General features: G+C 66.5%; 9 protein-coding genes. 5 read left to right on the forward strand and 4 right to left on the reverse strand.

The features are described 5' to 3' along the window. Positions 1–19: 19 nt before the first annotated feature. The gene (thiL, locus tag ACHAC9_RS05340; RefSeq protein WP_435757869.1) at positions 20–988 is read left to right on the forward strand and encodes a thiamine-phosphate kinase; all 969 of its coding nucleotides are present in this window, start codon (positions 20–22) and stop codon (positions 986–988) included. On the opposite strand, the gene ACHAC9_RS05345 is transcribed toward thiL, so the two are convergent. Both ACHAC9_RS05345 and ACHAC9_RS05350 read right to left on the reverse strand, forming a co-directional pair. Further along, positions 975–3560, reverse strand: a complete 2586-nt coding sequence (locus tag ACHAC9_RS05345; protein ID WP_435757871.1) for an EAL domain-containing protein — start codon at positions 3558–3560, stop codon at positions 975–977. The two genes, thiL and ACHAC9_RS05345, sit on opposite strands and share 14 nt — an antisense overlap. Continuing rightward, complete coding sequence (locus ACHAC9_RS05350) at positions 3557–5581, reverse strand: ATP-binding protein (protein WP_435757873.1); 2025 nt, start codon at positions 5579–5581, stop codon at positions 3557–3559. The genes ACHAC9_RS05345 and ACHAC9_RS05350 overlap by 4 nt, the downstream gene beginning before the upstream one ends. A gap of 369 nt (positions 5582–5950) precedes the next feature. On the opposite strand from ACHAC9_RS05350, the gene ACHAC9_RS05355 reads away from it, so the two are divergent. From ACHAC9_RS05355 to ACHAC9_RS05370, 4 genes are read left to right on the forward strand one after another with little or no spacing between them, the layout of a single operon-like run. Continuing rightward, entirely contained in the window at positions 5951–6433 is a 483-nt protein-coding gene (locus ACHAC9_RS05355) for a CinA family protein (protein WP_435758097.1), read from the forward strand. Between the two features lie 13 nt (positions 6434–6446). Further along, complete coding sequence (locus ACHAC9_RS05360) at positions 6447–7394, forward strand: metallophosphoesterase family protein (RefSeq protein ID WP_435757875.1); 948 nt, start codon at positions 6447–6449, stop codon at positions 7392–7394. 33 nt (positions 7395–7427) lie between these two features. Continuing rightward, a complete protein-coding gene (locus tag ACHAC9_RS05365; RefSeq protein WP_435757877.1) occupies positions 7428–10265 on the forward strand; it encodes a M16 family metallopeptidase in 2838 nt (945 codons plus the stop codon). Between the two features lie 27 nt (positions 10266–10292). Next, positions 10293–10970 carry a class I SAM-dependent methyltransferase gene (locus tag ACHAC9_RS05370; RefSeq protein ID WP_435757879.1) on the forward strand — a complete coding sequence of 226 codons (678 nt, stop codon included), beginning with the start codon at positions 10293–10295 and terminating at the stop codon, positions 10968–10970. A gap of 27 nt (positions 10971–10997) precedes the next feature. Here ACHAC9_RS05370 and ampC read toward each other — a convergent pair whose 3' ends face one another. Beyond that, positions 10998–12167: a class C beta-lactamase gene (gene ampC / locus ACHAC9_RS05375; RefSeq protein ID WP_435758099.1), complete on the reverse strand. Its 1170-nt coding sequence runs from the start codon at positions 12165–12167 to the stop codon at positions 10998–11000. A 167-nt stretch (positions 12168–12334) separates the two neighbouring features. After that, positions 12335–13489 carry a UDP-galactopyranose mutase gene (gene glf, locus ACHAC9_RS05380; RefSeq protein WP_435757881.1) on the reverse strand — a complete coding sequence of 385 codons (1155 nt, stop codon included), beginning with the start codon at positions 13487–13489 and terminating at the stop codon, positions 12335–12337. Positions 13490–13503: the final 14 nt, after the last annotated feature.

Genomic DNA, 13503 nt, shown 5'->3' on the forward strand with positions numbered 1-13503 from the left:
CGGACGGTAGAATTGGCCCATGCTTTCCGAATTCGACCTCATCAAACAATACTTCCGCCGCGCCCGCGCCGGCCATGCAATCCTCGGCATCGGCGACGACTGCGCCCTGCTGGCCCCGACCCCTGGCATGCATACAGCGATTTCCACCGACCTGCTGATCGAAGGGCGCCATTTCTTCGCCGGCGCCGACGCCGGCATGCTGGGCCATAAAAGCCTGGCCGTGAACCTGTCGGACCTGGCGGCGATGGGTGCGAAACCCGTCGGCTTCACGCTGGCCCTGTCCCTGCCGGGCGCCGACCCGGAATGGCTCGAAGCGTTTTCAAACGGGATGTTCGCCTTGGCCGACCTGCACGACTGCGAACTGATCGGCGGCGACACCACGCGCGGGCCGCTGGCGATCTGCATCACCGTGTTCGGCGAGATCGCGCCCGGCCACGCATTGCGGCGCGCTGCCGCGCGCGCGGGGCACGACATCTGGATCTCGGGCACCCTGGGCGACGCGCGCCTGGCGCTGGCTGGCTACTGGAAGGAAATCGCGCTCGATGCCGGGGCGCTGGCACTGGCCGCGCCGCGCATGCACCTGCCGACGCCGCGCGTCGAACTCGGACGCGCGCTGGCCGCGCTGCCGATCGCGCATGCTGCGCTCGACATTTCGGACGGGCTGGCAGGCGACCTCCGGCACATCCTGGACGCCTCGAAAGTGGGCGCCACCCTGGACATCGACGCGCTGCCGGCCGGCCCGGCGCTGGCGCAGCAGCCGCTCGCGCTGCGGCGCCGTTTTACCCTCGCCGGCGGCGACGATTACGAGTTGTGCTTCACGGCCGCGGCGGCCGACCGTGCGGCCGTGCTGGCGGCGGCGGGATCGGCCGGCACGCCGGTCACGCGCGTGGGGACGATCGATGCACAGCCGGGCTTACGGCTGGTCGATGCGGCGGGCGAGCCGGTGGAGATGGATGTGCAGGGATGGGATCATTTTACTGGCGAATGATGGTTCCCTGACCCATCCGCTCCTCCTTGCGGTCATCATACGGCCCATGCTCCATCCAGTAGTGCCGGAACGCCTGCCGCACGTTCTCGCGCAGTTCGGTATCGATCCACGGCTTAGTATAAAACTTGTAGATCGCACCGCGGTTGATCGAGTCGAGCACGGTCTGCACGCCGGTGGGGCCGGACAAGATGATTCGCATCGTGTCCGGATACATCTCCTTGACCTTGCTGAGGAAGTCGGTGCCGCTCATGGTAGGCACGCGCTGGTCGCACATCACGACCTGCACCCGGTACAGCGCCAGCAATGCAAACGCGTCGGTCGGCGTTGCCGCGGTCAGCACGCGGTAATTGTCGCGCCGTAGCAGCCGGTGCAGCGCACTGAGCGTGTTGACGTCTGCGTCGACCACCAGGATCGTCTGCACATTGCTGTCGTCGGCGCTCGGGCGGTCCGGCGTCTCGCGGTTCCTGCGCACCAGCTGGGCCAGCTGCGCCGGCGGCAGCGCGCGCGAAAAGTGAAAACCCTGGATCTCGTCGCAGCGGTGGCGGCGCAGGAAAGCCATCTGGGCGCGCGTCTCGACGCCTTCGGCGATCACCTGCATGTGCAGGCTGTGCGCCATGCTGATGATCGCCAGCGCGATCGCCGCGTCGTCGGGACTGGTGACGATGTCGCGCACGAATGCGATGTCGATCTTGAGTTTGTCGATCGGGAAGCGCTTCAGGTAGGCCAGGCTCGAATAGCCGGTGCCGAAGTCGTCGATCGCGATGCGGATGCCGAGCGCTTTCAGCCCTTCGAGCACCTCGATGGTGCGCTCGGCGTTCGTCATCAGCGCGCTTTCGGTCAGTTCAAGTTCCAGCATGCCCGGCTCGATGCCGTGGCGTCCGATCGCCGCGCGCACCACGCCCTCCAGGTCGCCCTCGACGAACTGGCGGCTCGACACGTTGACCGCCACCCGCAGGTCGCGCACGCTGTGGTCGTTCCACTCGGCGATCTGGCGGCACGCCTCGTCGATGATCCAGTCGCCGATGCGCACCACCATCCCGGTTTCTTCCAGCACCGGCACGAATTCGGCCGGATACACCAGGCCGTGGCCGGGCCGGTGCCAGCGCAGCAGCGCCTCCACCCCGCACACGCGGCCGGTCGAGAGTTCGAGTTTCGGCTGGTAGTGCAGCACGAACTGATGCCCCTCGCGCGCGCCGCGCAGCGCCACCTCGAGGTCAAGGCGGGCCAGCACCTGCACGTTCATGCCGGCGGTGAAGAAGCGGTAGCCGTCGCGCCCCGCCTCCTTGGCGCGCACCATCGCGGTGTCGGCATATTTCACCAGCGTGCCTGGCTCGACCGCGTCGTCCGGATACATGGCGATGCCGATGCTGGCGGTCATGCCCGCCTGCTGGCCTTCAAGGTCGAAGGGCGCGCGCAAGGCCTCGCGGATCTCATTAGCCAGGTGCGCCGCCCCTTCCTGCTGCTCGCGCGTCATGCTGAGGATGACGGCGAACTCGTCGCCCCCGAGGCGCCCGACCGCGCCGCGCTGCTCGCGCACGCGCACCAGCCGGTCGCTGAACTGGCGCAGCAGCTCGTCGCCCAGCTTCGGGCCGAGCGAATCGTTGACGATCTTGAAGCGGTCGAGCGTGATGAACAGCACCGCCACGCGCCAGGCCTTGTCCTGCGCCAGCTCGATCGTCTCGCGCAGGTGCTGGAAAAACAGCGTGCGATTCGGCAGGCCGGTCAGCGCGTCGAAGCTGGCCAGGTGCCGCAAGTGCTGCTGCGTCTGCAGGCGTTCGCTGATGTCGCGCGCCACGGCAATCAATAACTTGCTCGAACCGGCCTCCTGCCACTGCCAGCTGATCTCGACCGGCACTGCGCCTTCGCCGCCGGCGCGCAGCAGCTCGGTCTCGGCGATGTCGGCCTCGTGCGCCGCGCCATTCGTGGCCAAGTGCCGTTCCAGCTGGGCGCCGGTGGTCAGGCCCAGCGCCACCGGATCGATGCGCAGGAGCGCCTCGCGCGAAAAGCCGAGCATGCGGCAGGCGCCGTCGCTGACATCGACCAGCGCCAGGCTGGCCACGTCGATGAGGAAGATGCCGTCGGTGGTGGCGTCCATGGCGCTGCGAAAACGCCCCAGCGCCGCGGTGCGTTCGCGCACAGTGCGTTCCAGGCGCGCACCGTATTCGCGCGACTCGCGGTGCATCAGGCGCACCTCCAGCAGGTTGCGGATGCGCGTCATGACCTCGACCGTGTCGAACGGTTTACCCAGGAAATCGCGCGCGCCCGCTTCCAGCGCGGCCAGCTTCTTGTCCGGTTCGGCCGTCACCACCAGCACCGGCAGCCAGGATTCGCTCTCCAGCGGTTTTAACGCCTCCATCACCTGGAAGCCGTCCATGTGCGGCATGTGCAGGTCGAGAATGATCAGATCGAAGCGGAATTTCAGGTGCAGCGACACCACCTGGCGCGGGTCGGTCGTGCTGTGCACGTTCTCGTAGCCCGTGGTTTTCAGGAGGTATTCCAGCAGCTGCACGTTGACCGGCTGGTCGTCCACCACCAGCACGCGCGCGCGGCGCACATCGGCCGGCGTGATCATGGCGCGGCCCCTCCGGCGCCCTTGGGCGCACGCAGGTGCGCCAGCGTGGTGTCGATCGCCTCGTTGAACTGGTCGATGTCGATCGGCTTGGTGAGATAACGGAAGAACCCGGCCGCGATGCCGCGCTCGATGTCGCTCGCCATCGCATTGGCCGTCAGCGCGATCACCGGAATGTCGCGCGTGGCCGGCTCGCGCTGGAGCTGCGCCAGTACCTCCAGCCCGCTCATGCCGTGCAGGTTCAGGTCCATCAGGATGATCTCGGGGCGATGCGCGCGCGCCAGGGACAGGCCGAGCGGGCCGTCGCCGGCGGCAAGCAGGCGCAGGTCGGAGCGAAAGCGCACGATTTCCTCCACCAGTTTCAGGTTGGCCGGATTGTCCTCGACATACAGCAGCAGGTGGGGCGCGCCCTCCGCGCTCGTCGCTTCGACCGCCTCGGGCACGATGCCGGCGCCGGCGCTCGAGGGCAGCGGCGCCGTGGTGCCCAGCTCGATCGTAAACACGCTGCCGACACCGGGACTGCTGCTCATGGCGATGGTCCCGTTCATCAGTTCGACCAGGCGCCGCGTGACGACCAGGCCGATGCCGGTCCCCTCCTGGGCGCCGGCTTCCTGGCCGAGCCGGTTGAACGGTTGGAACAGGTTCTCCACCTGGTCGGCACGCAGGCCCATGCCGGTGTCCTGCACCGAGATGCGCAGGCGCTCGGGACCCGCCTGTACGCAGTCGAGCACCACGGCGCCGGCATCGCGGTTGTACTTGATCGCATTCGACAAGAGATTGATCAGCACCTGCTTGAGGCGCGTGCGGTCGGCCATCAGCACCGCGTCGACCTGCTGCGGGAACAGCACGCGGATGCCGCGCGCCGCCGCCAGCGGTTCGATCATGCCCTGGCATTCGCCCAGGATCTCGCCCAGCCCGACCGGCTCCATCGACAGCGTGATCGTCCCCGACTCGACTTTCGCCAGGTCGAGAATTTCGTTGATCAGCGTGAGCAGGTGGCGTCCCGACTTCAAAATGTGATTCGCGAATTCCTTCTTCTGCGCGTCGGTCGTCGGCAGCGCCTGCGACGTCAGGATCTGGGCAAATCCGAGAATCGCGTTGAGCGGCGTGCGCAGCTCGTGGCTCATCGAGGACAGGAAGGCCGATTTCGCCTGGTTCGCCTTGCGCGCCTCATCGATGGCGTTGGCCAGCTCGGCGTTCGCCAGCGCCAGCTGCAGCGTGCGTTCGTCGACGCGGTGCTCGAGCTGCTCGTTCAGGCGCATCACTTCCTGCTGGGCGCGCGAGCGCTCTTGCGCTTCGCGCACGATTTCGCCGTTCGAGTCTTCCAGTTCGCGCGTGCGCTGCTCGATCTCGGTCAGCATCGCGTTGAACGAGTCGGCCAGCTCGGCCGCCTCGTCGTTGCCGACGCGCGGCGCGCGCCGCGAATAGTCGCGGGTGGCGACGACGTCGCGCGCAATCTCGGTGACGGCGACGATCGGCGCCGTGATGACGCGTCCCATTCTGCGCATCAGGAGGTAGGCCGTGCCCATTGCCAGCAGCATCACCCCAAGCGCAATGGCCAGATAGTCGAGCGTGCGCGCCAGCATCCGGTTCTCGGCGTGCAGCCAGACCGTGCCGATGGTCTCGCCGTTTTCAACGATCGGGCGAAACACCACGAGCGACGCGCCCTCGGTACGCGCGCCGGCGCTTTGCGGCCGTGGCGGGAAGACCGCCGGTTTCCCGCGCGCCGAATAGGAAGCGAACAGGCGGCCGTTCTCGTCGAAAATCGCGGCCGCCCCGACTATCGGCCGGGTGCGCAGCAGCGCCAGGTTTTCGCCCGCCAGGCGCGGGTCGTCGAAGGCCAGCGCGGCCGAGGTCATGTGCCCGACCAGTTCGGCCTGGGTCGACAAGTCGTTCACCAGCGAGCGCTGGTAAGTGCGCAGGTCGTAGGTGATGATCAGGCCGACCGACACCAGCAGCGCGGCGAGGGTGGTGGCCATCACGACCAGCACCAGCTTCTTGCGGATCGAGGAGTGCCGGGTCACGAGGCCCCCGTCACGCGCAAGGCGACCGCCAGCAGGCGCGCGCTGATTTTGAGGCCGCTCGGACCGACCCTACCCGGGAGCACGTCAAAAATGCATGCGGCATGAGATGTCTGTTGAAAAAAAGAAACGCGGCGGAAAACCGCCGCGATGCAGAATAGCAGGCCGGATTGTCGTCGTGTCGCACGGGACATTTATTAACGAACTTATCGAACTTACTCTACCCGCTCACGTGGTCTTTGGGTAGCGCGCGTCCGGAGCGCAGCAAGTTTGCCACACCCGTCCAAGCCTCGTCGCGCTAGAATGAACCATGCGCGACCACCCGCTGTCGCCGCCGCCGGGTGCGCCCGGCGCTACCTGAAGGAGCTGCACGTGACGAACGAGTTGATCGATCTTGCAACGAAAGTGGGCATGGCACTGCAGGCCAAACGCCTGGTGCTGGCGACGGCCGAATCCTGTACCGGCGGCGGCGTCTCGCAGGCCGTCACGGAAATCGCCGGCTCGACCGGCTGGTTCGAATGCGGGTTCGTGACCTATTCGAATTCCTCGAAAGCCGAGATGCTCGACGTGTCGCCGGCGCTGATGGCCCAGTTCGGATCGGTCAGCGAAGAAGTCGCGGGTGCAATGGCCGAGGGCGCGCTGGCCAACAGCAACGCCGACGTCACCGTCTCGACCACCGGCATCGCCGGCCCGACCGGCGCGGTGCCGGGCAAACCGGTCGGCACCGTCTGCTTCGGCTGGGCGCGCGGCGACACGACCCACACCGAGCGCCTCGTGTTCCAGGGCGACCGCCAGGCTGTGCGCGAGCAGAGCGTGGCGCATGCGCTGCGCGGCCTGCTGCGTTTTATTGAATAGCGAGGCGCGCATAGTGCGCCCTGCCAGGGCACCGCGCGCCGCGCTGCTGCTCGGCTGTGCGCTGGGCGGCGCGATGGGATCAGCCCATGCAGCCGGCGACGCCTCTCCGAACACCGCGGCCGGGGTCCAGACCGTGTACGCCGTCGGCGACATCGCCCGTTGCAGCCACCCCGACCCGCGCTGGTCGGGCGCCGCCGACACGGCCGCCGTGGTGGCGGCGGGCCTGGCAGCGGACCCGGATGCCGTCGTGCTGACCCTGGGCGACCACACCTATCCGCGCGGCACGGCTGCTGAATTCGCACAGTGCTATGGGCCTACCTGGGGCCGCTTCAAGGAGCGCACCTGGCCCTCTCCCGGCAACCATGAATACTATACAAAGGACGCGGCGCCTTATTTCGCCTACTTCGGCGCGCGTGCCGGCCGTGGCCATTACAGCCTGCAGTTGGGTGCTTGGCGCATTTATTCGCTCGACAGCAATCTGGCGGGCGCCGCGCAGGCCAGGCAGCTGGCCTGGCTGAAAGAAGAACTGGCACGCGATGCCCTTGCCGCTCCAGGCGCCACGCCGCCCTGCACGCTGGCATTCTGGCACCATCCGCTGTACAGTTCGGGCGGCCACGGCAGCGTGCCGGCAATGCGCGCGGCCTGGGCGCTGCTGCGGGAAGCCGGCGCCGAGCTGGTCCTGTCGGGCCACGACCACGATTACGAGCGCTTCGCGCCCCAGGATGCACACGGAAAGTTCGATCCGCAGGGCCCGCGCCAGTTCGTGGCCGGCACCGGCGGCGCCTATCCGACGCCCTTCCTGCTGCCCCTGGCAAACAGCGAAACGCGCGACGCCAGCCGCAACGGCGTGCTGCGATTGCGCCTGTACGCGGGTGGCTACGACTGGGAATTCCTGGAAGCGACCCCACCTCAGTTACCGAACGCCTCGCCACCCGACCACGGCAACGCTGCCTGCCACTGAATTTCAGCATTACCTCTTTTTCTGGAGCATCACATGAAAACCCGCCCACTGTTTGCCGCATCGCTGCTGATGGCTGCCCTGAACGGCGCCGGGGCGCAGGGCGGCGGGGGCAGCACCGTCAGCGCAAGCGCGGCGCCTGACACCAGCCTGCCCGGCATTCCGACCATCGCCTTCGACAAGTACACGCTCCCCAACGGCTTGCAGGTGATCCTGGTCGAAGACAAGCGCCTGCCCCTGGTGGCGGTCAACGTCTGGTACCACGTCGGCCCGGCCAACGAAGTGCCGGGCCTGACTGGCTTTGCCCACCTGTTCGAGCACATGATGTTCGCCGGCAGCAAGCACCTGCCGCGCGGTCTTGCCGACCGCCTGATGGAAGGCGCCGGCGCCAGCGACAGCAACGGCAGCACGGATTATGACCGCACCAATTACTACGACACCGTGCCCTCGAACCAGCTCGAGCTGGCGCTGTGGGTGCACGCCGACCGCATGGGCTACCTGCTCGACGTGCTCGACCAGAAGTCGCTCACCAACCAGCAGGACGTGGTGCGCAACGAACGCCGCGACACGGTCGAGAACGAACCCTACGGGATCGTCGAGGAAGCGCTGAACCACGCGCTGTTCCCGCCTGAGCACCCGTACCGCGCCTCGGTGATCGGCTCGCACGCCGACATCCAGAACGCCAGGCTGGAGGACGTGCGCGACTTTTTCACCCGCTACTACGGCCCGAACAACGCCAGCATCGTGATCGCCGGCGACATCGACAAGGTGAAAACGCGGGCCCTGGTCGCCAAGTATTTCGGCAGCCTGCGCCGCGGCCCGGCCGTGGTGCGCCCGAAGGTGACGACGCCCCCGATCACCCTTGAAAAACGCCTGGTGGTGCCGGACCGGGTCGAACTGCCGCGCGTGTACATGGGCTGGCTCACGCCCCCCGCGTATCAACCGGGCGACGCCGAACTGGCCGTGGCCGCGCAGATTCTCGCCGGCGGCAAGTCGAGCCGTTTGTACAAATCGCTGGTCTACGGGCGCCAGATCGCCCAGGACGTCGACGCCAACCAGGATGCGCGCGCCTTGACGTCGGCTTTCCTGATCGAGGTGACCGCGCGTGCCGGCCACACGCCGGCCGAAATCGAGGAAGCGATCGACGCCGAACTGGCCGCCCTGCGCGACCATGGACCGACCGAACAGGAAGTGGCGCGCGCACGCAACCAGATCGAAACGGCGATCGTCAGCTCGCTGGAAAAACTGGGCGGCGACGGCCTGGCCGACCAGCTGAACCATTACAACCAGTACACGGGCGACCCCGGCTACCTGGCGCAGGACGTCGCGCGCTTGCGTAACATCACCGCCGCCGATGTCAAGCAGGCCGCGCGCACCTGGCTGCAAAAGAAATCGCGCGTGGTCGTCGCCGGCGTGCCCGGCATTCCCGACCTGCCGCCCGACCCGCCGGCACCCAAGCCGCCGAAGGCGCGCTCCGGCCATGGCGCGGGCGGCATCAACGAAGCCGAAGCCTGGCGCGCGCAGATGCCGAAAGCGGGGCCGGCGCCGCGCATGAAGCTGCCGCAAGGCGACGCCTTCACACTGGCCAACGGCCTGACCGTCATCCACCACTACAATCCGGCGCTGCCGCTGGTGTCGGCCGAACTCGTCGTGCGCAGCGGTTCGGACGCCAACCCGCCTGCCCTGCCGGGCCTGGCCGGCTTCACGGCGCAGATGCTTACCGAAGGCACAGCCACGCGCAGCGCGCCGCGCATCGCCGACGACATCGCGCAGCTGGGCGCCTTCATGGACGCCGACAGCAGCACCGCGGCGTCCGCCGTCTCGCTGCTGTCGCTGCGTGCCAATTTCGGCGCCGCACTCGAGGTGCTGGCCGATGTCGTGCAGAACCCGGCCTTCCCGACCGCGGAAGTGGAGCGCCAGCGCGCCAGCCGCCTGGGCGACCTGATGCAGCAGCGCGACGAGCCGGAACTGATCGCGGCACTGGCCGCCGCCGGCGCCCTGTTCGGCCCGCGCCACCCGTATGGCTACGGCCAGCTGGGCACCGAACCGGCGATTCGCGCGGTGACGCGCGAAGACCTGCACGGCTTCTGGCGCCGCCACTACGTGCCGGGCAATGCGGCGCTGGTGGTGTCTGGCGATATTTCGCGCGCCGAACTGGAAACCCTGGCCGAGGCGCGCTTCCTCGCTTGGGAGAGCGCCCCGGTGCCGCCGCTGGTGCCCGGCACGCCCGTCACGACGAAAGCGCGCGTGGTGCTGGTCGACCAGCCGGGCGCGGGCCAGACAGCACTGCGCTTGACGACGCTCGCCGCCGATCGCAAGACGCCTTCCTACCCGGCGCTGGAAGTGATGAATGCCGCCTTCGGCGGCCTGTTCACCAGCCGCATCAACCAGAACCTGCGTGAAGACAAAGGCTATACCTATGGCGTGTACTCGGGTTTCAGATACGACCGCACGCCGGGACCCTTCATCATCGCCGGCAGCGTGCGCGCCAACGTCACGGGCGCCTCGGTGACCGAGCTGCTCAAGGAAGCCCAGGCCATGGTCGACAAACCCCTGGACCCCGACGAACTGGCCGGCGCGCGCAATGCGGAACTCTTGTCGCTGCCGAACCGCTTCGAGACCAACAGCGACATCGGTGCCAGCCTGGCCGAGACGTTTGTCTTCGGCCTGCCGCTCGACTACTACAGCCAGCTGCCGGCGCGCCTGGCCGCCGTCACGGCGGCCGACGTCCAGGCGGCGGCGAAGCGCTACCTCGATCCAGGCAAGCTGGTGGTTGTCGCCGTGGGCGAGCGCAAGAAGATTGCGCCGCAGCTGGAAAAACTGAAACTGGGCCCGAGCGAGTTGCGCGACAGCGAGGGGCAACTGCGTCCCTGAGGACGGATAGGTTGACAAGGAGAGGGCATGGCCGAGCTGACCGATGAACGCATCGTTCAATCATGGTCGCGCAACAGCGACCCGTGGGTGGCCGCCGTGCGCGGCCGGGAGATTGCCAGCCGCGCGCTGGTGACGGATGCGGCGATCGTGGACGCCGTGCGTTCTTGCACGCCGCGCATTGGGGTCGACCTCGGCTGCGGTGAAGGCTGGCTGGTGCGCGCGCTGCCGGAAGTAAACATGGTCGGGGTCGATGCCATTTCCGGCCTGGTCGAGGCGGCGCGGGCATCGAGCGGCAGCGCGGGCGACTTCCGGGTGATGTCGTACGAAGAGATCGCCGCCGGCACACTGCAGCTCTCGAGCGATGTCGCCATCTGCAATTTTTCGCTCATTGGCGAGGAGTCCACGGCCGGCCTGCTGCGCGCTGCGCCCACTTACCTGCGCCCGGGCGGTAGCCTGATCGTGCAGACGGTACACCCGCTCGTCTCCTGCGGCGACGCACCCTACGCCGATGGCTGGCGCGAAGGCAGCTGGGCCGGTTTCAGCACCGATTTTACCGATGCCCCGCCCTGGTATTTCCGCACGCTGGCGAGCTGGGTCGCGCTGTTCATCGACAGCGGCCTGCGTATCACGTCGCTGCGCGAACCGGTGCACCCGGAGACCGGCAAGCCGGTGTCGCTGATTCTGATGGGGCAATTGCCGGGCTGAGCCGGCTGGCCGGCACGCGCGAATCGCCTATTTCGCCGCGCGCGCGAGCTGCTCCAGGATCGCGTAGCCCGCTTTCACGCGGGCGGGAATCGGATAATTCCTGTTTGCCAGCATGACGACGCCGATTTTCTTGTCCGGCACGAAGAGCACATAGCCACCGAAGCCGCCGGTCGAGCCGGTCTTGTTGAACAGGATCGGCCCGCGCTTCGCACCGGAAGCCTGCGGCCGGACCGGATTGGCGTTCATGATAATGGTGTCCGAATTGCCGGCCAGCAGACGTCCGAGCGTTACCGGATAGGGATACTGTTCCCATCCTAGCCCTTGCACCACTGGCCCCACGTCGAAATGGCCGACATGGGTCGCCTCGACCGCGCGCTGCAGCGGTGCGGCGAGCCGGGAGGGATCGATATTGGCTTGCACGTAACGAATCATGTCGGCCGTGCTCGACTTGACGCCGTAGGCCTCGGCATCGAACACGCCGGGATTGACCCGGATCGCCTTGTTGGCACGGTTATAGCCCCACGCATAGTTTTCCTGGGCGCCGGCCGGCACCTTCACATAGGTCTGGCGCAATCCAAATTGCGGAAACAGCAGGCCTTCGACGGCGCCGGCAAAATCGCTCTTCATGGCCAGCGCGGCGATATACCCGAACAAACCCAGGCTCGGATTGGAATAGCGGCGCACCGTGCCGGGTGCGGCCTCCGGCTTCCAGCTCTGGAAATACGCCATCGCTTGGGGGAGGTCCGACACCTCTTCAGGCACTTGCAGCGGCAGCCCGCCTGCCGTATACGTGCCGAGATGGAGCAAGGTGGCGCGATCGAGTGCACTTCCTTTCAGTTGCGGCAGCCAGGTGCCAGGATGGTCGGCGAGCGACAGCGCGCCCTGCTCATGTGCGTAGGCCGCCAGCGTTGCCGCGAAGGTCTTGCTGATCGATCCCAGTTCGAACAAGGTGTGTTCACTGACGGCCGAATTCTGCTCGCGCGAGGCGAGGCCGTAGTTAAAGAAGCTGACCCGGCCATCGACCGTGACGGCAACGGCCATGCCGGGTACGTCATGCTCGGCCATAAGGGGCCGGATCGCCCCATCGACCGCGGCGCGCAGCGCCGTGGCATCGTCCGCAGCCCAGCCGGTGCCGGGGAAACACCATGCGCACATCAGGACCGCTGCTGCCCAGCGGACGCGCTTGCGTCGGGTCATCGAAGCCATATTTCCTTTTCTGATCGGATGAGCTGGAAGAGAATCTTGACATTATCGCCCAGCCCCGTCAGTGAGTAGCATTTTTGTAACTTGCAGTGGCATGCAGGACAAAAAAAAGCCCGTCAACTGACGGGCTTCGTGACTGCGGCGCCGCAGCGCCGGCAGACTTACGCCAGCGGATCGATCACAAACGCCGGCATCGCCGCCTTGTCCCGCGCGCAGTCGAGGAATTTATCTGCCGTCATCAGCGCTTCGTTGATGGTGACGTCCATATCCAGGTAGCGGTAGGTACCGAGGCGGCCGACGAAGGTGACGTTCGGCTCCTTGTTCGCCAGGTTCACGTACAGCTCGAGCTGCTGCTTGTCGCGCGCCAGGCGGATAGGATAGTAAGGGATGTCCTTCTCTTCGCACTGGCGGCTGTATTCCTTGTAGCAGATCGTCTTTTCGTGCTTTTCCCACGGCGAGAAGTGCTTGTGCTCGGTGATGCGGGTGTACGGCTTTTCGTTGTCGCAGTAGTTGATGACCGCGTTGCCCTGGTAGTCGCCGGTGGCGCGGAAGGTTTCGAAGTCGAGCGTGCGGTACGGCAGGCGGCCTTCGGCATGATTGAACCAGGCGTCGATCGGGCCGCTGTAGAAGACGTGCTCGTAATCCGATTTCAGGTCCGGGTCGAAACGGGTGTTCAGGTGCACGGTCACGCCCGGCACGGTGATGATGTTCTCGACCAGCGCCGTGTAACCGTCGGCCGGCATGCCCTGGTACTTGTGATTGAAGTAATTGTCGTCGTAGTTGAAGCGCACCGGCAGGCGTTTCAGGATGCTGGCGGGCAGTTCGCTCGGCTCCAGGCCCCACTGCTTGACGGTATAGGTCTTGAAGAAGGCTTCGTACAGTTCGCGGCCGACGAAACGCAGCGCCTGCTCTTCGAAGGTAGTCGGGTTTTCGATCGTCTTGTCGCCGAGCGACTGCAGGAATTCTTCCGCTTCGGCCGGACCCATGGTCTTGCCGAAGAACTGGTTGATCGTCAGCAGGTTGATCGGCAGCGTGAACACTTGCCCCTTGGTGATTGCCTTGACGCGGTTCACGTACGGCTTGAACTCGGCGTAGCGGTTCACGAATTCCCAAGCACGCTCGTTGTCGGTGTGGAAAATGTGGGGACCGTAGACGTGCAGCATGACGCCGGTTTCGGCATCGCGTTCGGAGTGGCAATTGCCTGCAATGTGGGGGCGCGATTCGAAGACTTCAACGGTGTAACCAGCTTGCGCGAGCTGGTTGGCAATCACAGCTCCGGAAAATCCAGCGCCGACAATGGCGATTTTCTTGTTCATGTGTATCTATCCTG

It is taken from the genome of Massilia sp. CMS3.1, assembly GCF_051262535.1.
Taxonomy (GTDB): Bacteria; Pseudomonadota; Gammaproteobacteria; order Burkholderiales; family Burkholderiaceae_D; genus Telluria.

Excerpts from the sequence above, each read along its gene's own strand:
- thiL (WP_435757869.1), top strand. The coding sequence starts at position 20 with ATGCTTTCCGAATTCGACCTCATCAAACAATACTTCCGCCGCGCCCGC.
- ACHAC9_RS05345 (WP_435757871.1), bottom strand. The coding sequence starts at position 3,560 with ATGATCACGCCGGCCGATGTGCGCCGCGCGCGCGTGCTGGTGGTGGAC.
- ACHAC9_RS05365 (WP_435757877.1), top strand. The coding sequence starts at position 7,428 with ATGAAAACCCGCCCACTGTTTGCCGCATCGCTGCTGATGGCTGCCCTG.
- ACHAC9_RS05370 (WP_435757879.1), top strand. The coding sequence starts at position 10,293 with ATGGCCGAGCTGACCGATGAACGCATCGTTCAATCATGGTCGCGCAAC.
- ampC (WP_435758099.1), bottom strand. The coding sequence starts at position 12,167 with ATGACCCGACGCAAGCGCGTCCGCTGGGCAGCAGCGGTCCTGATGTGC.
- glf (WP_435757881.1), bottom strand. The coding sequence starts at position 13,489 with ATGAACAAGAAAATCGCCATTGTCGGCGCTGGATTTTCCGGAGCTGTG.